Origin of the sequence: Shewanella alkalitolerans (assembly GCF_019457575.1) — a bacterium.
Classification (GTDB): Bacteria; Pseudomonadota; Gammaproteobacteria; order Enterobacterales; family Shewanellaceae; genus Shewanella; species Shewanella loihica.
In genome coordinates, this window is sequence record NZ_CP080422.1 from 3063167 (window position 1) to 3088668 (window position 25502).

Annotated in this window: 21 protein-coding genes; 2 read left to right on the forward strand and 19 right to left on the reverse strand. The window is 54.5% G+C overall.

The genetic code is table 11. From position 1 onward, the window contains the following. Positions 1–276 precede the first annotated feature (276 nt). Positions 277–1401, forward strand: coding sequence for a patatin-like phospholipase family protein (locus tag K0J45_RS13445; protein WP_011866412.1), 1125 nt, complete (start codon positions 277–279; stop codon positions 1399–1401). Positions 1402–1439: 38 nt separating this feature from the next. Here K0J45_RS13445 and K0J45_RS13450 read toward each other — a convergent pair whose 3' ends face one another. Both K0J45_RS13450 and K0J45_RS13455 read right to left on the reverse strand, forming a co-directional pair. After that, complete coding sequence (locus K0J45_RS13450) at positions 1440–2153, reverse strand: SGNH/GDSL hydrolase family protein (RefSeq protein ID WP_220042931.1); 714 nt, start codon at positions 2151–2153, stop codon at positions 1440–1442. Positions 2154–2178: 25 nt separating this feature from the next. Beyond that, positions 2179–4128, reverse strand: a complete 1950-nt coding sequence (locus K0J45_RS13455; RefSeq protein ID WP_011866414.1) for a monovalent cation:proton antiporter family protein — start codon at positions 4126–4128, stop codon at positions 2179–2181. Positions 4129–4398: 270 nt separating this feature from the next. Between K0J45_RS13455 and dgcS the strand changes: the two genes are divergently transcribed. Further along, entirely contained in the window at positions 4399–5274 is an 876-nt protein-coding gene (dgcS, locus tag K0J45_RS13460) for a diguanylate cyclase DgcS (protein ID WP_220042932.1), read from the forward strand. A gap of 221 nt (positions 5275–5495) precedes the next feature. Here the strand turns inward: dgcS and tilS are convergent, their stop codons facing one another. The 17 genes from tilS to rpsB form a co-directional block, all read right to left on the reverse strand. Then, positions 5496–6896, reverse strand: a complete 1401-nt coding sequence (gene tilS, locus K0J45_RS13465; protein ID WP_220042933.1) for a tRNA lysidine(34) synthetase TilS — start codon at positions 6894–6896, stop codon at positions 5496–5498. Beyond that, positions 6897–10370, reverse strand: coding sequence for a DNA polymerase III subunit alpha (dnaE, locus tag K0J45_RS13470; protein ID WP_220042934.1), 3474 nt, complete (start codon positions 10368–10370; stop codon positions 6897–6899). Between the two features lie 171 nt (positions 10371–10541). Further along, positions 10542–11168, reverse strand: a complete 627-nt coding sequence (gene rnhB / locus K0J45_RS13475) for a ribonuclease HII (protein ID WP_220042935.1) — start codon at positions 11166–11168, stop codon at positions 10542–10544. Continuing rightward, complete coding sequence (lpxB, locus tag K0J45_RS13480; protein WP_220042936.1) at positions 11168–12316, reverse strand: lipid-A-disaccharide synthase; 1149 nt, start codon at positions 12314–12316, stop codon at positions 11168–11170. Before lpxB ends, rnhB begins: the two co-directional genes overlap by 1 nt. Before the next feature lie 82 nt (positions 12317–12398). Then, positions 12399–13166 (reverse strand): acyl-ACP--UDP-N-acetylglucosamine O-acyltransferase, encoded by a 768-nt coding sequence (gene lpxA / locus K0J45_RS13485; RefSeq protein WP_144200309.1) that lies wholly within the window; start codon positions 13164–13166, stop codon positions 12399–12401. Then, entirely contained in the window at positions 13163–13624 is a 462-nt protein-coding gene (gene fabZ, locus K0J45_RS13490) for a 3-hydroxyacyl-ACP dehydratase FabZ (protein WP_011866421.1), read from the reverse strand. The genes lpxA and fabZ overlap by 4 nt, the downstream gene beginning before the upstream one ends. 30 nt (positions 13625–13654) lie before the next feature. Beyond that, entirely contained in the window at positions 13655–14680 is a 1026-nt protein-coding gene (gene lpxD, locus K0J45_RS13495; RefSeq protein ID WP_220042937.1) for a UDP-3-O-(3-hydroxymyristoyl)glucosamine N-acyltransferase, read from the reverse strand. 6 nt (positions 14681–14686) lie between these two features. Beyond that, the gene (locus K0J45_RS13500) at positions 14687–15181 is read right to left on the reverse strand and encodes an OmpH/Skp family outer membrane protein (RefSeq protein WP_011866423.1); all 495 of its coding nucleotides are present in this window, start codon (positions 15179–15181) and stop codon (positions 14687–14689) included. A gap of 69 nt (positions 15182–15250) precedes the next feature. Beyond that, positions 15251–17734 carry an outer membrane protein assembly factor BamA gene (gene bamA / locus K0J45_RS13505; RefSeq protein WP_220042938.1) on the reverse strand — a complete coding sequence of 828 codons (2484 nt, stop codon included), beginning with the start codon at positions 17732–17734 and terminating at the stop codon, positions 15251–15253. 31 nt (positions 17735–17765) lie between these two features. Next, positions 17766–19127, reverse strand: a complete 1362-nt coding sequence (rseP, locus tag K0J45_RS13510) for a sigma E protease regulator RseP (protein ID WP_220042939.1) — start codon at positions 19125–19127, stop codon at positions 17766–17768. Between the two features lie 70 nt (positions 19128–19197). Further along, positions 19198–20385, reverse strand: coding sequence for a 1-deoxy-D-xylulose-5-phosphate reductoisomerase (gene ispC, locus K0J45_RS13515; RefSeq protein WP_220042940.1), 1188 nt, complete (start codon positions 20383–20385; stop codon positions 19198–19200). A 2-nt stretch (positions 20386–20387) separates the two neighbouring features. Continuing rightward, a complete protein-coding gene (locus K0J45_RS13520; protein ID WP_041406674.1) occupies positions 20388–21245 on the reverse strand; it encodes a phosphatidate cytidylyltransferase in 858 nt (285 codons plus the stop codon). 20 nt (positions 21246–21265) lie between these two features. Then, positions 21266–22057, reverse strand: coding sequence for a polyprenyl diphosphate synthase (uppS, locus tag K0J45_RS13525; protein ID WP_144200298.1), 792 nt, complete (start codon positions 22055–22057; stop codon positions 21266–21268). A gap of 81 nt (positions 22058–22138) precedes the next feature. Beyond that, positions 22139–22696, reverse strand: a complete 558-nt coding sequence (frr, locus tag K0J45_RS13530; protein ID WP_011866429.1) for a ribosome recycling factor — start codon at positions 22694–22696, stop codon at positions 22139–22141. A gap of 35 nt (positions 22697–22731) precedes the next feature. After that, positions 22732–23475 (reverse strand): UMP kinase, encoded by a 744-nt coding sequence (pyrH, locus tag K0J45_RS13535; RefSeq protein ID WP_011866430.1) that lies wholly within the window; start codon positions 23473–23475, stop codon positions 22732–22734. Positions 23476–23608: 133 nt separating this feature from the next. Further along, positions 23609–24457, reverse strand: a complete 849-nt coding sequence (gene tsf, locus K0J45_RS13540) for a translation elongation factor Ts (RefSeq protein ID WP_011866431.1) — start codon at positions 24455–24457, stop codon at positions 23609–23611. A gap of 119 nt (positions 24458–24576) precedes the next feature. Continuing rightward, positions 24577–25305, reverse strand: a complete 729-nt coding sequence (gene rpsB / locus K0J45_RS13545) for a 30S ribosomal protein S2 (protein WP_011866432.1) — start codon at positions 25303–25305, stop codon at positions 24577–24579. Between the last annotated feature and the right edge of the window lie 197 nt (positions 25306–25502).

A 25502-nucleotide genomic window follows, 5' to 3' on the forward strand; every position in this document is an offset into this window, starting at 1 on the left:
ATCGCAGCTTGTTGATCCCAAAAGGCCCTAGAAGCTACGCCACTGGGGCGAGAAAATCATCCAGGGACACTGGCTTGAACATGGCTCACGGCTCACATATTCTAATCAATATCGGCCTTGGTCATTGTAAGCGAGACAGCGCTAAGGGACGTTACCAACAGCCGGGCATAGCTAACTTGGCAAAACATATAAAAATGACAGGCTGGTCCAGGCCAGCGCAATCACAAGACTTGCCGCCAGGCGCGACACAATAGAATTCATTCAGAGGGAACTCAGTTGCCAGATAAGACAGCGTTGGTGTTAGGGGGCGGCGGTGCGCGCGCCGCTTACCAGGTCGGGGTACTCAAGGCGATAGTACAGTTCTATCCCCGTAACCACGGCGTGCCCTTTAAGATCATCTGCGGCACCTCTGCGGGCGCCATCAACGGCACCTCTATCGCGACCCATGCCTCCTGTTTTCATCTCGGGGTACGTAAGCTCGAGTGGGTCTGGCGCCACTTTAGCACTCACAAGGTCTACCGCTCCTCTTTTGGCGGCATCTTCTCTCACCTGGCGCAGATGGCGCTGATGGGGCTACAGGATGTGAAGATCAACACGGAAGCCGGCAGCCTGTTCGACAACCAGCCCCTAAGAAACTTGCTGAACAACCTGATTAACTTCGAGCGGATCGACCGCAATATTGCCAACGGCGCCCTGCATGCCCTGAGCGTAGATACCTCCTGCTACAACTCGTCGCGCTCGGTGAGCTTCTTTCAGGCCGCCAAGGAGATTGACGAGTGGAACCGCGCCCGCCGTGGCGGCCAGCGCACTCATCTTCATACCGAACACCTGCTGGCCAGCGCCGCCATCCCCCTGGTGTTTCCCTCGGTGAAGCTCAATCGTGGCTATTATGGCGATGGCTCTGTGCATCAGCTGGCCCCCCTGAGCAGCCCGATTCATCTGGGGGCGGAGAAGATCATGGTGATCAACCTGGAGAGCCCCCATAAGCAGGTGCACAAGGAGTTTGAGCACCACCCCAAGACGGCGACCATAGCCGGTCACCTGCTCGATACCATCTTCTCCGATACGTTAAACAGCGATCTCGAGCGTCTGCAGCGGATCAACAGCACACTCAATCTGATCCCCAAGGAACGCAGGCATGAGGCGTCGCTCAAGACCATAGACACACTTGTGATCAAACCCAGCGAAGACCTTAGCCTGATCGCCGCCCAGCACTATCAGGATATGCCGATGGCGGTGAAGGCCCTGCTGCGACTTATCGGCATCAACCAGCAATCTGACTCGAGTATCGTCTCTTACCTGCTGTTCGAGCAGTCTTACTGCAGCGCGCTGATCAACCTGGGTTATCAGGATGCCATGTGTCAGATAGATGAGATCAAGGCCTTCTTCAATATCCGCTAAAGACTCTCAAAAGGCGTTAGCTAGACTGGATGGGTCGCCTATAAGGTGCCAGCCCCGCGGCGGGCGAGGATCGCCTGACTGGCGCATTCCGCCCACAGACGATAGCTGGCCGCACTGGGGTGAAAGCCATCGATGGCCAGGGCTTCTGGCGTCAGAGGCAGCATGAGGGGCAGGAGCTGACAGGCCCCTTGGCCCTGGCAAAACTGCTCTAGCGCCCGATTAAAGCGCGCCTCCCGTCGCCGCAACACACCGGCGAGAGGTTGTTTAAATCTCGGAAAGTCCCCAAGGGGTGGCAGCGGCGTCAGCAGCACCCTTGCGCCGGGTGAGGCCTCAAGTAAACCGCCTATCAGCGCGCCGGTCGAGGCAAGCCAGCGCTGCACATCTATGTGCGAGAGCAGATCGTTGACCCCCAAAGAGATAAGGATGACATCGACACTATTTGGTGCCTGCTGGATAAGCTTGAGCGTCTGGGCCGTGGTCATGCCCGACTTGGCAAGTAAGCACCAGTTAAGGCGATAGTGGGGCGCCAGTAGACGAGTGAGCTGACCGCTCAGGGCCTTATCTTGGTGGGAGACGCCGACGCCCGCCGCGGCCGAGTCGCCAAGAATCAGGAGCCTAAGCGGCTTCCCCTCCCCCAACTCGCCACTGCGTTCACCATCGGGCTCTGGCAGCCTTGGCGTGCGCCATTTGACCCACAGCGCCTGTATCAAGAGCAGCGGAGAGAGCACAATTAACAGGGCTGGTCTTACCATAGCGCTTTTACTCTCTCTTATCCGATTAGCCTTGAAGCAGGTAATGCTCGGCCTTCTCGATGCGCCTTGGCTTACCCAGGATGATGAGAATGTCCCCGGGGCGAATGAGCCAGTCAAGCTCAGGACTTTCCACCTCGGCGCCGCTGCGGCGCACCGCCCTTAGCTCCACCCTGAGCTTGTCCCAGGGAATGGCCGAGAGCGGCTGACCCACCACCTGAGCGCCTTTGGGCAGGGCGACGGCGTGCAGCAGCTCCAGAGTAAAGTCTGTCTCCTCGCCGGAGAAGAAACCATGCAGATATTGATAGTGATTGCGCCGCTCATACTCGAGTCGCTTGAGGATCCGGGTCAGGGGCACGCCGCACTGATAGAGCACCTGAGACACCAACATCAGGCTGCCCTCCAGAGTTTCCGGGATCACCTGACTGGCCCCTGCCTCTTCCAGCGCCTCCATGCCCTCGTCGTCGCGGGTCCTCACCAAGATCTTGGCCTCGGGCGCCAGCTGACGGCACAGGGGCAAGACCTCATCGAGCACATGACTGCTGGTAAAGGTGAGCACGATCAACTTGGCCTGTTTGATCTGCGCCTGCTTGAGGATCGCCCGCTTGGCCACATCGCCAAAATAAACAGGCTCCCCCGCCCGGCGCGCCTCGCTCACCCTGGTGGGATCCCGGTCGAGCACCAGATAGGGGATCGCCTCCGTCTTCATGAAACGGGCTATGGTCTGCCCCACCCGGCCATAACCTAGAATCAACACCAGGTCGCTACTCTGCTCCGGGATGGGAATAGTCTCATGACCACCCTGCTTAACCGACTTGACCCCGTGCAGGCGCCTTGCGATATCGACGCTGTGACGCACCAGCCAGGGAGCCACCGCCATCGAGAGCACGGCCACCATCACCAGCTTAGTACTGACGGTGATCTCTAGCAGCTGATAGTTGACCGCCAGCGCCAGCACCACGAAGCTGAACTCCCCCACCTGCGCCAAGCTGATGGCAGTAGCAACAGAGGTGCGAAACGACTCCTTAGCCGCCCTGAGCAGGCCAAAGACGATCAAGGCCTTGGCGATAATCACCGCCACCACCAGCAGTAGTACCTGCCACCAGAAGGTGATCACTAGGCTAAAGTCGAGCAGCATGCCGATAGAGATGAAGAAGAGCCCCATCAGCAGATCCCTGAAGGGGCGAATATCTGCCTCCAGCTGGCGCTTGTATTGGCTCTCCCCCAGCAGCATACCGGCGATAAAGGCACCCAGCGCCATGGAGAGCCCCAGCCACTGAGTCAAGGCTCCGGTGACCAGCGCCACTACTAAGGTAGAGAGTACAAACAGCTCGTTGGAGCGCGAGCGCGCCACCTCATCAAACACCTTAGGCAGCGCCCACTTACCCACGGCCATTAAGGCGATGAAGGCTAATACCCCCTCCCCCATAGCGAGCAAGATCTGGTGCCAGCTCAGCATCTCACCATCTGAGGCCAACAGAGGCATGAGGATCAGCAGGGGCACCACGGCCAGATCCTGAAACAGCAAGACACTCACCGACAGCTCACCGTGACGTCGCCTGAGCCAGCCACGCTCGTTGAGCAGCTTGAGTACGATGGCGGTAGAGGAGAGAGCGATGGCCGAGCCCACCACGATGGACTCGCTCAGGTTAAGTCCCAGTAGCATGCTGATGCACATGGTGAGGACGGCGGTGACAAACACCTGGGCGCTACCCAGGCCAAATACGGTGCGGCGCATGGCCCAGAGCCTGGGCAGCGAGAATTCGAGACCTAGGGAGAACATCAGCAGGACCACCCCCAGCTCGGCCACCGAGTGGATCTGCTGCTGAGTGAACCAGTTGAACACAGAAGGGCCGCTGATCACCCCGGTGATCAGATAGGCCAGGATAGCCGGCAGGCCCGCCCGCCTAAAGAGGGCGATCGCCACTATGGCCATCATCAACATCAACAGGATCTTAATCAGTATGCTGTGTTCCATTACCGCTGCGCGCTCCTCTGCCTGCCCTCAAATACGCTCTTCCCAAAACTGTGTGCCCAAAACTGTGTGCCCAAAACGGTGTGCCCAAATGTGCCTGGACGCGATCGCTAGCGTCAAGTTTGCTGCCAGAGTCAAAATACTGTCACCGACTAAGCCCCCTTCCCCAGACTAACTCAATGACATATATAGACAAACTCATCATTTAGTATTAGGCACGTTTTTTGCTTTATATAACCTATCTCGGGTCCGTTACATTGTGGAGTAAAGATTATGGACTTTGCCTTAGCGACAGAATTTTCGTTTGACGAATATCGCTATCAGCCAGATCACCATCACAATACAGTCGGTGCGCCTAATCTGGTCACCGTCATGCAGCAGCTGCATGAGAGCCTAGATCCACGGACGGTATTTGCCTGCTACGGCAAACTCATGGGACAACACTTGCCAGTGCAGGGGATCACCCTGTGCTATAAAGAGTATCAGCTAAGCTGGGGCGGTGAGCAAGGTTTACTAATAAAACAAAACCTTAGCCATGATGGGGTGAGCATCAGTATCGCCTATCGTCTATCGGCGCCGCTGATCAAGCCACAGACAGAGCTGATGTATCAGTTACAGTCGCTGCTGCTGAGCCCTTTGGTAAACGCCATCGCCTACCAGCAGATGGCGAAACAGGCGATGCACGACTCACTCACCCACCTGGGCAACCGCCGCTACTATGAGCAGAGCCTCAAGCAGGTTCTGGCCCGCGCTCAACGCCATGGGGATGCGATCACCTTAGTGGTACTGGATCTCGATAACTTCAAGAGCCTGAATGACAAGTATGGCCATCTGATCGGCGATGAGGTGCTGAGTCAATTCGGCCACACACTTGAGCAGGCGATTCGCGACAGCGACCAGGCCTTCCGCATAGGCGGTGATGAGTTTACCCTGCTGATCGAAGGCGATACCCAGGCGGCCAGCGTGCTGTGCGAGCGGATCCTCGCCATGATGGAAGGCGATAGCCTGCTGACCAAGTTTCAGGTGCAGACCAGCATGGGCCTTGCCCAGTGGCAGCTTGGCAATGACGCCGAGACCCTGTACCTCAGGGCCGACAAGGCCCTCTATCAGGCCAAGGCGGCCGGACGTCGCTGCTACCGCGTCGATTAGAGTGGCATCCGAGTCAAAAGCGAGATCGAGTAGAGATTAAAAGGACTTTAGAACAGGTTTAGCGAAGGATTAGAGAATAGCCGATTTGAAAAAATGCCCGGCAGGAAAGCGCCATCCTGCCGCCTAGATGTTAGGTATTGGAAGATTGGTATTAGATGTTAGGTATTAGATGTTAGTTATTAGCCGTTAAATACTAGATGTTAGCGATTAGATATCAGCTATTAGCCATTAACTTCAGCAAGGCTGAACTGCCAGCCCCCCTCGCCTTCAGCGGCCAAGTTGCGTTTATCCACCCAGAGCCCCACAGCAGCAACTAATTGCTCGCCCGAGAAGATAAGCGGAATACGCCCTCGCTCCCAGGGGGGCACGGCAAACTCTTGCCACAATTTCTTAAGCTCCCGCCCCTTATCCCGCCCATGGGGATGACAACGCAGGCTACCCGAAGCGCCAAAACGAAGCATCACCTCGCCCGCCTTTTCTAGACGTAGCCTAGGGCCCGTCATGCTCCAGTTCGCCACTAGCAGGCTTTGGCTATCGATGGGCCAGCTTAACGTTGATCCTTGGGATCTCACATCCTCATCCAGGCCTCGCAGCACTTGGTTATGTCTAGGTGCAACCTCTGCAGAGTCCAGATAGAGGGCGTGTTGAAAACGTCTCAGCACCATAGATCTGATGCGAATCGCCACCTGAGCATCTGCCTTGGCCTCAAGCTGCGCCAAAATATCCCCCAGCTGCGCCGCCGAGGGTAAAGGGAAGCCGCGATGCTCGATAAAGCCCCGCAGCAGATGGGGACGCCAGCGCCCTGGCTGCTCTGCCAGCGCCTTCAGATCCAGCACGGCCGCCTGGCTATGGGGCACGCTTAGCAGCATGGCAGGTAAGCGAAGACTCACCTCCTCGTCGATCAGCGCCTGCTGTTCGGCGCACAATTGAGCACTGCGACTGGCGGTGGCGGCAAAGGCTGGCCAGCGCGCCGTGAGGATCGGCAGCACCTCATTGCGCAAAAAGTTGCGGTCGAAACGACTGTCCTTATTACTCTCATCCTCGATATGGCTAAGCCCCTGTGCCTTAGCGAAGGCTTCTATCTGGGCGCGGGATGTGGTCAGCAAAGGCCTGAGGAGTGGATTATAAGGGGTAAAGGTCTGCACCTCTCCCATGGCCGCTAGCCCCTTGGGCCCGAGACCTCGCTTGAGGGCCAATAATAGCGTCTCGAGCTGATCGTCCTGATGATGGGCGGTGAGCAGGATATCGCCGGGGGCTAACTCGCTTCGCAGCGCATCGTATCTCGCCTCGCGGGCCGCGGCCTCGAGACTGATGCGGGCGCCACTAGCCACTGTCACCCGCTTGACGCTGATCGGCAAGCCATACTCGCGGGCGCGACGCTCACAGTGGCTCTGCCAGCTCTCAGCATTGGCGCTGAGGCCATGATGCACATGCACCAGGAGATAATTAAACTCGGGATGCTGCTTGGCAAATAGGCTCAGGCCATGGGCAAGCACCTCCGAGTCGACGCCGCCGCTGTAAGCCAGTACTAACTTAGTATCAGGCTTAGTGCCGGCCGCAGGCTTCACCCGCGCTAGTAGCTGGGTCAGGGCATCAAATGGACAGAAGCTGTCGGGCGCCATCTAGAAGAGGATCCTTACCTTGTCAGACCCGGTCAGCGTCTCCAGTGCCAGCATCAGCTCGTCGGTCGGGTTGACCCGCCATTCATCCCCCAGCCTAAACTGGGCCTTGGCGGTGGGCTGAGCATAGTTGATCACCAAGGGCACACTGCCCGCCTTCCAGGGCTCGACAGCTTGTTGGAACTGGCCGAGCCACTCTGGTGTGATACTGGTGCCATCCAGATCCACCTCTACCGCTTGAGCGAAGTGGCTGCGCGCCTCGCCCATGTCGATGATGTTACGGGCCGTCATGCGATTGCCGCCGGAGAAGTCATCGAAACTCACCTCCCCTTCGACGATCAAGATCCTGTCTTTCTCCAGCAGCTCACCAAATTTCTCAAAGGCCTCGGTAAACAGCATCACCTCCAAACGCGCACTCTTGTCGTCCAGGGTGACCAGGCCCATCTTGGAGCCGCGTTTGGTCATCATCACACGGGTCGCCACCACGAGCCCGGCGGCCTTGGTGGTCTTGCCGCGCTCGGTGGGATGCACATCCTTGAGCCTGCCCGAGGTGTAATGCTTGAGCTCCTTGAGATACTGATTGATCGGGTGACCGGTCAGATACAGGCCTAAGGTCTCCCGTTCGCCCTCGAGCCACACCTTGTCCGGCCAAGGAGTACAGTGCACAAACTGCTGCTTGTTGTCTTCCGGCTCGCTGTTGAGCAGGCCAAACATGTCGTGCTGACCAATCGCCTCGGCCTTGGCATGCTGATCGGCGGCGCGGATCGCCTCAGGCAGAGTCGCCATCATGGCGGCGCGGTGCGGCCCCAGGTTATCCAAGGCGCCGGCGCAGATCAGTTTCTCGATAACTCTGCGATTAAGCTTTTTGAGATCGACCCGGGCGCAGAAGTCGAACAGGTCCACGAATGGCCCATCCTCCCGCGCCTTAAGAATCGATTCCACCGGGCCTTCACCCACGCCCTTGATGGCGCCGATACCATAGACGATATTGAGGTCGTCATCTACCGTGAAGCGGAACAGGCCCTTGTTGACGTCCGGCGGCAACAGCGGCAAGCCCATGCGCTCACACTCGTCCACCAGGGTCACGATCTTGTCCGTATTGTCCATATCCGCCGACATCACCGCCGCCATAAACTGCGCCGGGAAGTGGGTCTTGAGCCAGAGCGTCTGGTAGGACACCAGGGCGTAGGCGGCCGAGTGCGACTTGTTGAAGCCGTAACCGGCGAACTTCTCCACCAAGTCGAAGATCTTCATCGCCAACTCGCCATCGACGCCGTTCTTCACCGCGCCCTCTTCGAAGACGCTACGCTGCTTGGCCATCTCCTCGGGTTTCTTCTTACCCATGGCACGGCGCAGCATGTCCGCGCCGCCCAGGGTGTAGCCCGCCAGCACCTGGGCGATCTGCATCACCTGTTCCTGGTAGAGAATGATGCCGTAGGTGGGCTCCAGAATGGGCTTAAGGCTCTCGTGTTGCCATTGCTGGTCGGGATAAGAAACCTCTTCACGGCCGTGCTTACGCTCGATGAAGTTATCTACCATGCCCGACTGTAGCGGCCCGGGACGGAACAGGGCCACCAGTGCGATCATATCTTCGAAGCAGTCGGGCTGTAGGCGCTTAATCAGATCTTTCATGCCGCGGGATTCCAGCTGGAATACGGCGGTGGTTTCATAGCGCTGCAGCAGACGGAAGGAGGCCGGGTCGTCCAAAACAATCGCCTCGATACGCACTGGCTCCTTGCCCTGCTTCGCCAGATGCGGATTGATCATCTGCAGCGCCCAGTCGATGATGGTCAGGGTCCTCAGACCCAGGAAGTCGAACTTCACCAGACCTGCGGTTTCTACGTCGTTCTTATCGAACTGGGTAACCGGGTTGTGGCCCTCGGCGTCACAGTAGAGCGGCGCAAAATCGGTGATGACCGTCGGGGCGATCACCACGCCCCCGGCGTGTTTACCCGCGTTACGAGTGACCCCTTCCAGCACCCGGCACATGTCGATGAGATCTTTAACCTCTTCATCGGCATCATAGGCCTCGGGCAGCGCCGGTTCGGCCTCGAACGCCTTGGCCAAGGTCATGCCGGGCTCCGCTGGGATCATCTTAGAGATGCGGTCAACGAAGCCATAGGGGTGACCCAATACACGGCCCACGTCACGCACCACGGCCTTAGCCGCCATGGTACCGAAGGTGATGATCTGCGACACGGCGTCGCGGCCATAGAGCTCGGCAACGTGATCGATCACCTCGTCGCGTCTGTCCATGCAGAAGTCGACGTCGAAGTCGGGCATCGAAACACGTTCTGGGTTAAGGAAACGTTCGAACAGCAGGTCGAATTCCAGCGGGTCGAGGTCGGTGATCTTAAGCGCATAGGCCACCAGAGAACCCGCCCCCGAACCACGGCCGGGGCCGATAGGGATACCGTTGTCTTTACCCCATTGGATGAACTCCATCACGATGAGGAAGTAGCCGGGGAATCCCATGTTGTTAATTACCGTCAGCTCGACATCGAGACGCTCGTCATACTCACTGCGGCGCTCGGCGCGCTGTGCCTCATCGGGAAAGAGGAACTCGAGACGCTCCTCTAGGCCCTTCTTGGAGACCTCGACCAGAAAATCTTCGATGGAGAGATCGCCGGTGGGGAAGTTCGGCAGGAAGTATTCACCGAGTCTCACTGTGACGTTACAGCGCTTGGCGATCTCCACGCTGTTTTGTAGCGCCTCGGGGATATCGTCAAATAGCTTACACATCTCATCCTGGCTGCGGAAATATTGCTGCTCGCTGTAGCGGCGCGGCCGCCTTGGGTCCGCCAGGGTGAAACCATCCGAGATGGCCACGCGGATCTCATGGGCTTCGAACTGCTCAGGCTGTATGAACACCACCTGATTGGTGGCGACCACGGGCAGGTCTTTCTCGCCCGCCAGCTCAACTGCCATATGCAGATAACGCTCCTCGTCGGGGCGCCCGGTGCGGATAAGCTCGAGATAATAACGGTCGGGGAAGTGGGTCTGATAGAAGGCGACCAGAGAGTCCACCTGGCCCTGGTTACCCTTGAGCAGCGCCTTACCGACGTCGCCATCTTTGGCGCCGGAGAGCAGGATCAGCCCTTCGCTGTAGCGCTCCAGCCAGGCCTGGTCGATCACCGCCCTGTCTTTCACATGGCCACGCAGATAGGCATCACTGATCAGCAGGGTGAGGTTCTTATACCCCTCGTTATTCATCGCCAGCACGGTCAGGGAGCAGAACTCATCCTCGAATCCTGGCACCAGCATGAAGAAGTCACAACCTACGATGGGCTTGATCCCAGCGCCGTGACAGCCGCCATAAAACTTCACCAGGCCGCAGAGGTTAGTGTTGTCGGTCAGGGCCAGGGCGGCCATCTGATCTTCACTGGCCTTGGCGAGAATGGGCTTGACCTTGGCGAGGCCATCAGACATGGAAAAATCACTGTGTACGCGCAGGTGCACGAAACGAGGTTCTGACATAAGAAGATTCTGATTTAGTTAGCAAATTTTCTAATATTTATGCGGCGAACTATTCCCGTGAAAGAGTCGCCTTGAAAGAGTCGCCTTGAAAAGTCACCTTTAAAGAGCAACCTTGAAAGAGTACCAGAGTCACACACAGGGCACCAGTCGCAGGCGCCCGGAGCAGGCGGTTTAACAGGCGTCCAGACGCTCTTTGACCGGCCTGAAACTCTTGCGGTGCTCGGCCAGTACGCCATGTGCCTCGAGCGCCTCGAAATGCGCCTTGGTGGGGTAGCCCTTGTGCTTGGCGAAGCCATACTCGGGATAGCGCTCATCCAGGGCTTCCATCTCTCTGTCGCGCACCACCTTGGCAACGATAGAGGCGGCGCTGATGGCCGGGATCAGGCCATCGCCCTTGATCACCGCATGCCCCTGCAGGGTCTCATCGACGAAGGCAGGCACCCGATTGCCGTCAATTAATACTCTGTCAGGTCGGGCACGTAGTCCGGCGACGGCGCGCTGCATCGCCAACATGGTCGCGTGCAGTATGTTGAGCTCATCGATCTCCAGCGGTGAACAGCGTCCGACGCTGACATCCAGCGCCTTGGCGAGGATCTCCTCATAGAGGGCGTCGCGCTTCTTCTCCGACAGCTTCTTGGAGTCATTTAACCCCTCGATAGGATTGTTCGGGTCCAGCACCACGGCGGCGGTCACCACATCACCCACCAAGGGGCCGCGGCCCACCTCATCGACGCCTGCGTAGAAGCCGCTGCAGAGTGCCTCGACCTGTTCGGCGGTAATTTGTTTATAAATAGCCACTATTTTGTCTCCACTAGCTCAATAACCGCCTGGGCCGCGCGCGCGCTGGCATCGCACCTTAGCTGTTGATGCAGCGCCATAAAGGTCTCCATCAGCGGCTTATGATCGCCATCGAGCTGATTGGAAACGGCATCGACTATCTTATCCGGTGTACAGTCGGCCTGGATCAGCTCAGGGATGATCTCCCTGCCCGCCAGCAAGTTAGGCAAGGAGTAATGAGATATCTGCATCATACCCTTGGCGATACGGTAGGTGATCGGCGATACCCTGTAGGCCACCACCATGGGACGTTTCACCAGCATGGCCTCCAGGGTCGCCGTGCCGGACGCCAGCAAGATAGCATCGGCCGCGGCCATCACGGTGCGAGACTGTCCCTCGACCAGATGTATGTCGAGATCCGGCGCATGGGTCTTGAGAGCCAGCTCAAACTGGGCCCGGCGCTTGGCATTCACCAGCGGGGTGACAAACTTAAGGTCCGGATAGCGCTGGCGCAATTTCATCGCCGCCTGGACGAAAGGCTCGGCCAGCTGTTTGAGCTCGCCGCCCCGTGAGCCGGGTAAGATGGCGAGGTATTCGGCGTGGGGATCTAACCCCAGTGTCTCGCGGGCGCTGAGCTTATCACTCTCTAGCGGAATATCGTCCGCGAGTGTGTGGCCGACGAAGGTACAAGGCACATCGTGCTTGTCGTAGAAGGCCTTCTCGAAGGGCAGTAGCGACAGCACCATGTTGGTCGCCTTGGCGATCTTGAAGATCCGCTTAGGGCGCCAGGCCCACACAGAAGGGCTGACATAGTGAACCGTCTTAATCCCCTGCGCCTTAAGCTTCAGTTCCAGACCTATGTTGAAATCGGGAGCATCGATACCGATGAAGCAATCTGGCTTTAGGGCGGTCAGCTCGTCGATCAGTGTTTTACGCACCTTAAGCAGGCGCGGCAGGCGCGACAGCACCTCGACCAGGCCCATCACGGCCAGCTCTTCGAAAGAGAACAGGGACTCAAACCCCAGGGCATCCATCTGCGGGCCGCCGATACCGACGAAGCGGGCATCCGGGTATTGCTGTTTCAAGGCCTTGATCAGGCCGGCGCCGAGAATATCACCGGACAACTCACCCGCCACCATGGCGAATACTTTTTGATTGCTCTGATTCATCTTCTGTTACTTGCTTACTGAAAATAAAAAAGCCCGTGAACACGAGCTTTTCTTCGATAGCTAAACCAATTAGCTAAACCGATTAACGAATAATGCCTCGGCTCGAGTTGACCACAAAGTCCATCAGCAGCTTAACCTGCTCGTCCTCGGCATCCTCACCCAAGGCGACAACCGCTTCTTCTATGGTCAAGCCCTTGCGATACAAGGTCTTATAGGCACGGCGCACCGCCAGTTGACTCTCCTTGGAGAAGCCGCGGCGTTTCATGCCTTCGCTGTTCAGTCCCCTTGGAATAGCAGGCTGACCCGACGCCATCACAAATGGCGGCACATCTTGCAAAATCAGCGAATAACCAGCGGTAAAGGCATGGGCACCGATATGCACAAACTGATGCACACCCGTCATGCCGCCTAGGATCGCCCAGTCGCCCACATGGACGTGGCCGGCGATAGAGGCATTGTTAGCCATGATCACATTGTTACCCACCACACAGTCGTGGGCGATATGCACGTAGGCCATAAACAGGTTGTTAGAACCGATACGGGTCTCACTGTTATCCTGCACCGTGCCGCGATGTATGGTGACAGATTCGCGGATCACATTGTTATCGCCGATGATCAGTCGGGTTGGCTCGCCAGCATACTTCTTATCCTGGCAGTCTTCCCCTACTGAGGCGAATTGAAAAATACGGTTACCCTTACCGATAACCGTAGGGCCCTTGACCACCACGTGAGAGCTCAGATGACAGTCGTCGCCGATCTCGACATCTGGGCCGATATAGGTCCATGGGCCTATGGTAACATTGTTACCGATTTTGGCATCTGGGTGTACAAATGCTAACTTATCAATCACTTGGCAATCTCTCTGCGGGCACACATGATCTCTGCCGAACAAACTAGTTCGCCATCGACCTTAGCTTCACCTGTGAAGACGCCAATCCCGCGGCGTTCTTTAATCATCTTAACTTCGAAATGAAGTTGGTCGCCTGGCTCGACCACACGCTTGAAGCGAGCGTTATCGATACCGGCAAAATAGTATAAGGCATCGTTAGATGGCTCATCGCTCATGGTTTTAAACGCTAACAGACCGGTCGCCTGGGCCATCGCCTCTAGGATCAATACACCTGGCATCACAGGAGCTACAGGGAAATGGCCCTGGAAGAATGGCTCGTTGATGGTGACATTCTTGATCGCATGCAGTGTTTCACCTGGCGTAAAGTCGAGGACTCTATCGATCAATAAAAACGGATACCTGTGAGGTAGGAACTTTAGGATCTCTTTGATATCCATCGTATTTAATTGATTTGACACTCAATAACTTCCTTAGCTGCCCTCGGGCAGTTAATCATCTGATTTAACGTTTTTTTCAAGCTGTTTGACGCGTTGGAACAGTTCATCAAGTTGTCTGAATCTGACGGTATTACGTCGCCACAACTTGTTTTCCATCGCAACGGTAGCAGAAGAGTATACACCAGGCTCACGAATAACACTCGTCACATTGGTGCCACCCGAGATATGGGTACCGTCGGCAATCGACAGATGCCCTGCCACGGCGCTGCTGCCGCCTATGATACAGTATTTACCTATGGTACAGCTGCCGGCAAAGGTAGAACTACCGGCCAGCGCAGTGTTTTCACCCACCACCACATTGTGTGCAAGCTGCACCTGGTTGTCGATAATAACGCCATCGTGGATCTCTGTGTGATCCAGGGCGCCGCGGTCGATACTGGTGCAGGCACCTATCTCGACACGGTTACCGATACGCACCCCACCAGTTTGTGGGATCTTGATCCATTGACCACGCTCATTGGCATAACCAAAACCGTCAGAGCCGATCACTGTGCCCGAATGCACGATACAGTCCGTACCCAGCTGCACATCATGGTAAAGGGTCACGTTGGCCCACAAGATAGAGTTTGAGCCGACGATAACATCCTGGCCAAGTACACAGCCGGGACCTACCTGAACATTCTCGCCTAAGATAACCTTGGCGCCGATCACCGCATTGGCCCCTATGGCGACGCCTTCACCCAGCTGGGCGCTAGGGTCGATAACCGCACTTGGGTGAATAGCCTCGGCGGCCTTAGGCGTGGTGTCGAGCAGCTGAGCGACTCTTGCAAACCCCACATAGGGGTCAACCAACACTATGGCATTGCCGCTATAATGCTCGGCCATCTTGGGTGAGAGCAACACGGCAGAGGCTGCCGTGCCTTCTAACTGACTCTGGTATTTGGGATTCGCCAGAAAGGAGATCTCCCCCGTCTGTGCCTTCTCCAGCGTAGCGACACGGTGAATAGTCACCGTCTCATCCCCCTTGACCTCGGCATTCAGATGGGCGGCGATCTCACTTAGGGTATAACTTGTCATCAATGCTTAGCCTTTGCTCAGAGCTTCAACCACTTTGCTGCTGATGTCTGATGTCGGCTTCACGTAGATCACGGCGCCGCGCTGTAGCACTACGTCATACTTCTCTTTCTCGGCGATAGCGCTGATGGCTTTTTGAACCTTAACCAATAGCTTGTTTTGCTCTTCACCGTTACGACGACGCATATCTTCATCCAGCGCCTTGCCCTTCAGCTGTAGCTCAGCCTTGAGAGATTCCATCTTGCGCAGCATCTCAGTCTTTTGCGTTTCGCTCATCAGGGCCGCGTCGCGTTGCTGCTTCTCTAGCATGCCGCGAAGCTCTTCCTGCATCTTCTGTACGCCAGCCACACGATCGCCGAATTCGGTTTTCAGTGTTTTGCTGACTTCTTCGCGCTGTGGTAGCTGCTCAAATACCGCCTGCATATCGACAACGGCGATCTTTTCAGCTTGTGCCGCGATTGGTGCGCCTAACAGAACCAACACCATCATTGCGCGATTAAACATCTTATTCAAAATAAACTCCTTATAATCAGCAAAACTTGCCGATGACTTTTTATTTAAATTAGTTCTACTTTAGAAAGTTTTACCAATGTTGAACGAGAAGATCTCTGTGTCATCATCTTCATATTTTTTGATTGGCCATGCAAGACTAAATACCATAGGTCCCATTGGCGACAACCATTGAACGCTCATCCCCGCCGAGGCGCGGATACGTCCTGGGTCTGAAAAGTCCGACAGCTTGTCGAACTGCTCAACCGGCAGGAAGCGATATGAGTCGTAATCGAACTCGGTATCCCAGACGTTACCGGCATCGACGAAGAAGCTGGTACGAACCGAGTTAGTGTAGGCCTCATCCAGGAATGGGGTTGGCACTATCATCTCGACACTCGCCGTAGCGATGGCGTTACCACCGATTGAGCGACCTTCGCTCACAGTGACACGGTTAGGATCCCCTGGCAAGGTACAAGTATCCCCTCCAGGAGTTGGCGAGCAAGGCTCACTACCACGATACAGGTAGAATGAACGTGGACCCACTGAGTTAGACTTGAAGCCACGCAGCGAGCTGCTACCACCCGAGTAGTAGTTCTCCCAGAACGGTAGGATCTGGTCATTGTCGTTGAACTGACCATAACCGTTACCATAACCCAGACGCGCCTTAGTCAGGAGCACGAAGCTGTGGCTGCGATTGATTGGCCAGTAGAAGCTGGTATCGAAATCTGTCTTAAAATACTGCAGATCCGAACCCGGTACCGTCATCTTGCCGCTCAGGCGCTGTGACGAACCGTCGGTTGGGAAGGTGCCGCGGTTAAGCGTGCTGCGGTACCAGCCGAGGGTCAGCTCAAAGTTATCGAACGACAGGTCGGCGTTAGGATCGTTGGCATCACGATAGATGTTGTAGAAACGCAGGGCCTGCTCGTAGGCCGAGATCTCCGAGATACTGTTGTGACGATAACCGATACCACCGTTGATACGGTTGTATTCGTTGATCGGGAAGCCGGAGTTGACCGCAATACCGTAAGAGCTGTTCTTATAGCGTTCGAGGTTCGCTTCCTGAGCGTCAAACTCGTTCCAGTAGATGCTACCACCCAGGCTCACGCCATCTTTGGTGAAGTAAGGATCTGTATAGTTGATGTTGACGTTCTTAGAATACTTGTTGGTATTAAGGTTGATACCCGCCTGGTTACCTGTACCCAAGAAGTTACTCTGCTGCACACCAAACTGTAAGCTCAGGCCCGACTCGGTACCATAACCCACACCCGCATTGAACGAGCCTGATGGCTGCTCCTTCACGGTGAAGTCGACGTCAACCAGGTCGTCTGTGCCCGGCACCTGAACCGTCTGGGTGTCGACGGTTTCGAAGTAACCCAGGCGATTCAGACGCGCTTTCGATTGCTCAACCTGGGCCGAGTTCAGCCAGGCACCTTCCATCTGACGCAGCTCGCGGCGCATCACCTCATCTTTGGTGACCTGGTTACCGGTAAAGTTAATGCTACGTACATAGACGCGCTTACCCGGCTTGATGTTGACGTTGAGGGCGACCTCTTTGGTCTCATCATCGATCTCAGGATAGGTCTTCACCTCAGGGTAGGCATAGCCGAAACGGCCCAGATACTTGCCATACATCTCTTCGGTAAAGGTCACGTCTGCACCGTTATAGGTATCGCCTACCTTGATCGGTAGAATCGCCTGCATCACCTCTTCGCGACCCATGAGATCGCCAGTCAGGTTAACTTCTTTAACCTTGTACTGCTCACCCTCATCGACGTTGATGGTAATGTAGAGACCCTTACGGTCAGGCGTCATCGCCACCTGAGTCGAGGTCACCTCGAAACGGATATAACCGCGGTTGTGGTAGAAGGTCTTGATGGTTTCAAGGTCGGCCTGCAGCTTCTGCTTCTGATAGCGACGCTCGCCGAAGAGATCCCACCAGGCCACATAGTCTTTCAGCTCCAACATGCCGATCAGTTCGGCGTCGCTAAAGACAGTGTTGCCCACCACATTGATCTGACGAATCTCTGCCGCCAAACCTTCGGTAAACTTAAACTTCAACTCGACACGGTTACGCGGCAGGTTGATCACCTGAGCCTGAACCTTGGCGCCATATTTACCCACGCCATAGTAGAAGTCTTGCAGGCTCTTCTCGATGCCGCTGAGCATGGTGCGATCCAGCGACTCACCGGCCTTGACGCCACTGCCGTCGAGACTCTCTTGCAGCTGCTCGTCTTTAATGTCCTTGTTGCCTTCGAAGGTCACTGCGCTGATGGTAGGCCTTTCTTTGACCGTCACCACCAAGACGCTGCCATCGCGGCTCACCTCGATATGCTCGAAGTTGGTCGAGGAATACAGGCTCTTGATCGCCTGCTGCAGACGCAACTCGTCGACCGTGTCTCCCACCTTGATAGGAATATTCAACAGCGCCGCACCCAGTGCAACACGCTGCAGTCCCTTAACCTGGATGTCGGTCACTTCAAAAGGCTGGAATGTATCGGCCCAACCCTTCCCTGATAAAGACGCACCGACTAATAACATCGAGGCAAAAATTTTATTCAATCTCATAGAGCACTTCTAATTATGTGTGTGTCCTTGCTCAGAGTCGGGAAAAATCATTGAAAAGGGCGATACTCATCAATATTAGCAGCAAGGCTGCCCCAAATCTGAATCCAATTTCCTGCACCTTTTCCGGTACAGGCCTGCCTGTGATCACTTCGATGAAGTAATATAACAGATGCCCGCCATCAAGCACGGGTAAAGGCAATAAATTAATAATGCCTAAATTCACGCTGATTAATGCCAGGAATCCCAAAAAGTAAACTAAGCCGTAGTTGGCGCTGTTTCCCGCGCCCTGAGCGATAGAGATTGGGCCGCTCAGGTTCTTCACCGACACGTCACCGGTAAAGAGTTTGCCGATCATCTTAATGCTGACCGATACAAGTTGCCATGTTTTATCGGCGGCGACCATGAGAGACTCGCCGACACCGTATTCCAGCTGCAGGCGCATCTCATCGGGCCAAGGCGCCTGGGTCGGTGCCACGCCAATCACGCCCTCGACCTTACCGCCGTCAATAGTGCGCGCCTTAGGAGTAACATTAAACTTAAGCTGCTCACCGTCGCGTCTGATGGTCACGCTGATAGGCTTGTCGGCCGATGCCTTGATCTTGGCAACAAACTGATCCCAATCGCCATAAGATTTGTTATCGACGGCGACTAAGGTGTCACCTAGGCGCAAACCCGCCGCATAGGCGGCGCCATCTTCATCAACAAAACCGAGCTTAGGGGTGATGGCAGGCCTGAAGACATTGAGGCCCAAAGAAATAATGGGCGACTCAGTCTCAGGATTAAACTTCCATTTGCGGGTATCTAGCTTATAGGTGCGCTCCTCGCCCATCACGCCCGACAAGGGGGCCAGGGTGACGTCGATGGCATCATCGCCTATGTGACCGACCAAGGCATAGGTCACCTCTTCCCAGTTGCGTACGCTGCGATCGCCAACGGCAATCACCTGCATAGGCTTCTTGACCTGAATCACAGCCGCCGGCGAGCCGGACTGTGTCGATTCGATCACAGGTTTAATCGAGGGCACACCTATAAGGTACATGATGTAGAGGGCAAAGATGGCGAACACGAAGTTGGCCATGGGGCCGGCACCGACGATGGCGATGCGCTGCCAGACAGATTTACGGTTAAAGGCCTGAGGCTTTAGCTCGTCGGCAACGGTATCGACCCGCTCGTCGAGCATCTTCACGTAGCCGCCGAGGGGGATCATGGCCACCACGTACTCGGTACCATCGGCGCCGATCTTGCGCCAGATGGCCTTACCGAAACCGATAGAGAAACGCTCAACTTTCACGCCACAGCGTCTAGCCACCCAGAAGTGACCATATTCATGGGCCGTGATGAGAATTCCAAGGGCGATAATGAATGAGCCCAAGTTCCACAAAAAGTCTAGCATTCCTCTCCTTATCTCTGCTTATCTTTGCTTACGTAAGCCACGAAAGCCTTAAAACGAGCTAGCGCGAGCCTTACAGCTTGGCGACCCGCTCCTGCGCTGCACGCCGTGCCAGGCCGTCCAGCGCCAAAATATCTTCTATGGTGTCTAAGCTACGCTGCTCAACATGACTCAGGCAATACTCGTTTACCCGTGCGATATCGGTAAAACGTATCGATCCTGCCAGGAAGGCCTCGACCGACACTTCGTTGGCCGCGTTCAATACTGTAGTGGCTTCCTGTCCCTGCTCGCAGGCATCTATGGCCAACTTCAGACAGGGGAAGCGATTAAAGTCGGGTTCAAGAAAGCTTAACTGTCCGACTTTAAAAAAATCTAAAGGTTCAACGCCCGCCGAAATTCTTTGCGGATAGGCCATGCAGTGAGCGATAGGGGTGCGCATGTCTGGATTGCCCATCTGGGCCAACACGCTACCATCCTTATACTGCACCATAGAGTGGATCACGCTCTGGGGATGCACTACCACCTTAAGTTGCTCTTTGGTGGCATTAAACAGCCAACGGGCCTCGATATACTCGAGCCCCTTGTTCATCATGCTGGCAGAATCGACCGAGATCTTGCGGCCCATCGACCAGTTAGGATGTTTGCAGGCCTGATCCGGCGTCTTCTGACTCAGACTATCGAGATCTGAGGTGAGAAAAGGTCCGCCCGATCCAGTCAACAGAATATGAGAGATACCGGCACCGGCCAGATCGCAGGCGCCAATGGCTTGCTGGGCAGGCTCTGGCAAACACTGGAAGATGGCGTTGTGCTCACTGTCTACTGGCAACACCTTGGCGTTTGAGCCCTGCATCGCATCGATAAACAGACGACCCGACATCACGAGCGACTCTTTATTGGCCAGTAGCACCCGCTTACCCGCCTTAACCGCCGCCAGTGTGGCAGGTAGACCCGCCGCGCCGACGATGGCCGCCATGACGCAATCCACCTCGGGCAGCGCGACGATAGCCGCCAACTCATCTTCGCCCGAAGAGACGGCAATCGCCATGTGCGCCGGCAAACGACGCTGCAACTCGGCCGCCGCTAGGGGGTCGACCATATGGGCTATCGATGGATTGTACTTGATACACAAGTCGAGCATCTTATCGACACTCTTATGGGCGACCAGGGCAAAGGCCTTGTAGGACTCAGGATTCTGCTCGATAACGCTCAGGGTACTGGCGCCGATAGAACCTGTGGCGCCTAGAATCACCATTTTCTGCATGGTTACATCCAAAATGCGATATAAATTAGGGTAAAGATGGGCAGCGCCGCCGTCAGGCTGTCGATGCGATCAAGCACCCCGCCATGACCCGGCAATATGGTGCCCGAATCTTTAATGTCGGCCACACGCTTAAACATACTTTCCGATAGATCCCCAAGGGCCGAGACCAGGGCAACAAACAGGGTCACGCCGATCACGAGTCCCAGCTCCTGCTCTGGCGAGACCATCATCACGCCCGCCACGACCACCATGGTAGTCACCAGGCCACCGAGCAGCCCCTCGACGGTTTTTGCCGGACTCACGTTAGGCATCAGCTTGTGCTTGCCCAGGGCCTTACCGGCGAAATAGGCACCAGAATCAGTCGCCCACACGGTTAGCATCACCAGGAACACCAAGGCGCCGCCATAGTATGGCATGCTCGCAGTGCTCAGGGCCTTTAGCGCGATCAGGGCGGTAAAACAGGGCACTAAGGTCAGCTGACCAAACATGGATTTCAGCATGTGGCTCTTGCCCCAGAGGGCGGCACTTTTAGGGTAGCTGAGTACCAGGAATAACGAGATGACCCACCACATGGCGCCAATGAGTGTGATGGCGAGATAGACAGGATGTAGCTGCCCCTTAAACCAAACCTCTTCGGTGGGCACCAGGAGGTTTAACGCCACCAGCAAGATGCCTATGGTCAGGGTGAAACTCCACTGGGTCACATTACAGCGCTTGTCTATGATGCGTCCCCACTCTTTGGCGGCGATCAGGAACACAGCCACCAAAGCCCATGAAAAATACTCCACAGGGAAAAAGAAAATGGCTCCCATCACCAATGGGATCAACCATACTGCTGTTATTATTCTATGTTTTAGCAAAACTTTCCCTCTTAAATTTATTACTCAGCCTGCAAAGTCTCAATTTGAGAACCCGTCAATCCAAAACGGCGCTGCCGGGTAGCAAATACGGCTACCGCATCTTTAAAGGCCTGTTCATCAAAATCTGGCCACAACACATCAGTAAACACTAACTCTGCGTAAGCCGCTTGCCATAACACAAAGTTACTAATGCGAAAATCGCCACCGGTGCGAATCATTAAATCAACTTCCGGTTGATTTTGCATGCTTAAATGCTGACTTAACGCCTCCTCGGTGAACTGACTGCTGGTCATTTCGCCAGATTCCACCTTTTTGGCTAAGGTTTGCGCCGCCTGCACTATGTCCCAGCGACCGCCGTAGTTGGCTGCCACATTGAGGATTAAACCATCGTTGTTAGCCGTCTTCTCCATCGCCGCGGCAATCTGCTTTTGTAAGCGGGCAGAAAAACGACTGATGTCCCCTATGATGTTGAGTCTTACCCCGTTTTTATCCAGCAGTTTTATTTCTCGTTGTAAAACGGTGAAAAACAGCTCCATCAGGAGGCTGACTTCTTTCTCGGGTCTGCGCCAGTTTTCACTGGAAAACGCAAACAGGGTTAACGAACCTATCCCCATCTCACGCGCCATACTTACCGCGCGACGAACAGTCTTTACACCGGCCTTGTGGCCCACAACACGGGGCTTACCCTGTGCCTGTGCCCAGCGTCCGTTGCCATCCATGATGATCGCCACGTGCTTGGGAATAGACTGTTTTACCAGCTCTGCGAGTGCTTCATTAGATAACTCAGAGCCAGATTGAGATTCGATTGACATCTATTACAACCCTTAAAAATAGCAAACGCCGTGTAGTATACCCCTACACGGCGTGCGAACTCTAGTAACGAAACAGGGAGATTAGACTTCCATCAACTCTGCTTCTTTTGCCGTCAAGATCTCATCGATCTGCTTGATGTGAGCGTCAGTAAACTTCTGAATCTCATCTTCAGTGCGGCGAACATCGTCCTCGGTACACTCTTTCTCTTTCTCTAGCGCTTTCACGTCAGAGTTAGCGTCGCGACGTACGTTACGTACGGCGATACGACCGTTTTCAGCCTCGGCGCGAACAACCTTGATCAGGTCCTTACGACGCTCTTCGGTCAATGCTGGTAGTGGAATACGGATAGTCGTACCGGCAGACATAGGGTTTAGGCCCAGATCTGAACTCATGATCGCCTTCTCAACCGCTGCAATCATAGTGGTATCAAAGACAGTGATTGCCAGAGTACGAGAATCTTCAATAGATACGTTACCTACCTGCTTAAGCGGAGTTGGCGTACCATAGTAAGGCACCTTAATCGAATCAAGCAGACTTGGGTGAGCACGACCAGTACGTACTTTAGCCATTTGATTCTTAGTCGCTTCAACACACTTCGCCATACGGCTCTTTGCATCTTCTTTGATTTCGTTAATCACGTTAAATATCCTTAAATTCGTTCGTATCGGGTTATTTATTCGGCAGTCTTACGGCTACTTCTAATAAGCGTACCTTCATGGTCGCCCATGATAACACGTCGTAGCGCACCAGGCTTGTTCATATTAAACACTAAGATAGGCATATCGTGATCTCTTGCAAGGGTAAATGCCGCAAGATCCATCACTTTCAATTCTTTTTCCAGGACTTCGCCATAACCCATCTCGTCATATTTTACCGCTTCTGGGTTCTTGACTGGGTCATCAGAGTAAACACCATCTACCTTAGTGCCCTTGAGTACCACTTCGGCTTCGATCTCGATACCGCGCAGGCAGGCGGCAGAGTCTGTGGTACAGAAAGGATTACCCGTACCGGCGGCGAAGATCACCACGCGGCCAGATTTAAGCAGGCTAATCGCTTCGGCCCAGTTGTAGTCGTCACAGACGCCTTTCAAGGGGATGGCCGACATCAGGCGGGCATTCACATAGGCTCTGTGCAGCGCATCGCGCATCGCCAGGCCATTCATTACGGTTGCCAACATGCCCATATGGTCGCCCACCACACGGTTCATACCGGCTTGTGCCAGGCCTTCACCACGGAATAGGTTACCGCCACCAATCACAACACCTACCTGAATACCAAGCTCAACCAGCTCTTTAATCTCTTGTGCCATGCGATCTAGCACCTTGGGATCGATGCCAAAGCCCTCTTCGCCCATCAGGGCCTCGCCACTCAGTTTGAGAAGAATACGTCGAAAAGCAGGTTTTGGATTTGTGCTCATAGTTGTTTGTCCTGATAAATGCCGATGGGTAACGTGCCAATTATATAGAAAAAAAAGCGCTGTGCAGCAATCTAATTGGCATAATAAAACCGCAGCGAATGCTGCGGTTTTTAGGGTATCTTACAACTGGCGATTACGCCTTAGAAGCGGCGATTTGCGCTGCTACTTCAGCGGCAAAATCTTCTTCTTTCTTCTCGATACCTTCACCAACTTCTAGACGAATGAAGTTAGTTACTGTAGCGCCTTTCTCTTTAAGGATTTCGCCAACAGTCTTCTTAGGCTCCATGATGAAAGCTTGACCAGTCAGAGAAACCTCACCGGTGAACTTCTTCATACGGCCAGCAACCATCTTCTCAGCGATCTCTTGAGGCTTGCCTTCGTTCATCGCGATTTCGATCTGAACGGCTTTCTCTTTCTCAACAACTTCAGCTGGTACGTCTGATGGGTTAACGTATTCTGGCTTAGAAGCAGCAACGTGCATAGCAACGTGCTTCAGAGTCTCTTCGTCAGCTTCACCAGTTACAACAACACCGATACGGTCGCCGTGACGGTAAGAAGCTTGGCTAGCACCATCGATATACTCAACGCGACGAACGTTGATGTTTTCACCGATTTTAGCAACTAGCGCAACACGAGTTTCTTCGAACTGAGCTTGTAGGTCGGCAATAGATACTTTGCCAGCTGCAGCAACATCCAGAACTTCGTTAGCGAAAGCCAGGAAGTTAGAGTCTTTAGCAACGAAGTCAGTTTGACAGTTAACTTCTAGAAGTACTGAGAAACCTTCGCCTTGCTTGATCAGGATAGTACCTTCAGCAGCGATGTTACCTGCTTTCTTAGCAGCCTTTGCAGCACCGCTCTTACGCATGTTTTCAATCGCTAGCTCAATGTCACCATTGGTTTCAGTTAGCGCTTTTTTACAATCCATCATGCCAGCGCCAGTACGCTCGCGTAGTTCTTTAACTTGGGCAGCAGTAATTGCCATTGTTAAATCCTCTATAGGTAACTCTACAAATCAAATGTGAAAAAACAGGGGCCTTAGGGCCCCTGTTCACCAATTATCTATCTTGGTTAATAAGGGCGATGAAATTCATCCCGCCTTTATTATTCAGCTTCTACGAAACCGTCTTGCTCAGCTTGTACCGCTAGGTCTTGACCACGACCTGCTTTAGCAGCCGCTGCTACTGACTCAGCATACAGACGAATTGCACGCATAGCGTCATCGTTACCAGGAACGATGTAGTTGATGCCGTCTGGAGAAGAGTTAGTATCAACAACAGCAACAACTGGGATACCTAGGTTGTTAGCTTCTTTAATAGCGATATGCTCATGGTCAGCACCGATAACGAAGATAACGTCAGGTAGGCCGCCCATGTTCTTGATACCACCAAGAGACTTTTCTAGCTTCTCAAGCTCACGAGTACGCATTAGCGCTTCTTTCTTGGTCAGCTTGTCGAAAGTACCGTCTACAGACTGGCTTTCAAGATCTTTTAGACGCTTGATTGATTGACGAACTGTTTTCCAGTTAGTCAGCATGCCGCCCAACCAACGGTTGTCAACGTAGTATTGATCACAAGAAATAGCAGCTTCTTTGATCGCTTCGCTTGCAGCGCGCTTAGTACCAACGAAAAGTACTTTACCTTTCTTAGATGCTACGTTGCTGATGAACGCTAGTGCTTCATTGAACATAGGCACAGTGTGCTCTAGGTTAATGATGTGTACACCGTTACGAGCGCCGAAGATGAAAGGCTTCATCTTAGGGTTCCAGTAACGAGTTTGGTGACCGAAGTGAACACCGGCCTGAAGCATGTCGCGCATTGAAACTGTAGTCATTTTTTTACCTTAAAAAATTGGGGGTTAGACCTCCACGCATCCCATATCTCCGACCTAAATAGGCACCCCGAAGAACGTGTCGATACGTGTGTGATTTAGTATTTAGTCATAGCCATGTATAATGGCCGCCACATTCGCTCCAAGATGGGGTCATAATGAACCTCATCGGCAAGAGTCAAACATAACGGCGCGCTTTA

Excerpts from the sequence above, each read along its gene's own strand:
- K0J45_RS13450 (WP_220042931.1), bottom strand. The coding sequence starts at position 2,153 with ATGGTAAGACCAGCCCTGTTAATTGTGCTCTCTCCGCTGCTCTTGATA.
- K0J45_RS13455 (WP_011866414.1), bottom strand. The coding sequence starts at position 4,128 with ATGGAACACAGCATACTGATTAAGATCCTGTTGATGTTGATGATGGCC.
- dgcS (WP_220042932.1), top strand. The coding sequence starts at position 4,399 with ATGGACTTTGCCTTAGCGACAGAATTTTCGTTTGACGAATATCGCTAT.
- tilS (WP_220042933.1), bottom strand. The coding sequence starts at position 6,896 with ATGGCGCCCGACAGCTTCTGTCCATTTGATGCCCTGACCCAGCTACTA.
- dnaE (WP_220042934.1), bottom strand. The coding sequence starts at position 10,370 with ATGTCAGAACCTCGTTTCGTGCACCTGCGCGTACACAGTGATTTTTCC.
- lpxB (WP_220042936.1), bottom strand. The coding sequence starts at position 12,316 with ATGAATCAGAGCAATCAAAAAGTATTCGCCATGGTGGCGGGTGAGTTG.
- lpxD (WP_220042937.1), bottom strand. The coding sequence starts at position 14,680 with ATGACAAGTTATACCCTAAGTGAGATCGCCGCCCATCTGAATGCCGAG.
- K0J45_RS13500 (WP_011866423.1), bottom strand. The coding sequence starts at position 15,181 with ATGTTTAATCGCGCAATGATGGTGTTGGTTCTGTTAGGCGCACCAATC.
- bamA (WP_220042938.1), bottom strand. The coding sequence starts at position 17,734 with ATGAGATTGAATAAAATTTTTGCCTCGATGTTATTAGTCGGTGCGTCT.
- rseP (WP_220042939.1), bottom strand. The coding sequence starts at position 19,127 with ATGCTAGACTTTTTGTGGAACTTGGGCTCATTCATTATCGCCCTTGGA.
- ispC (WP_220042940.1), bottom strand. The coding sequence starts at position 20,385 with ATGCAGAAAATGGTGATTCTAGGCGCCACAGGTTCTATCGGCGCCAGT.
- uppS (WP_144200298.1), bottom strand. The coding sequence starts at position 22,057 with ATGTCAATCGAATCTCAATCTGGCTCTGAGTTATCTAATGAAGCACTC.
- pyrH (WP_011866430.1), bottom strand. The coding sequence starts at position 23,475 with ATGAGCACAAATCCAAAACCTGCTTTTCGACGTATTCTTCTCAAACTG.
- tsf (WP_011866431.1), bottom strand. The coding sequence starts at position 24,457 with ATGGCAATTACTGCTGCCCAAGTTAAAGAACTACGCGAGCGTACTGGC.
- rpsB (WP_011866432.1), bottom strand. The coding sequence starts at position 25,305 with ATGACTACAGTTTCAATGCGCGACATGCTTCAGGCCGGTGTTCACTTC.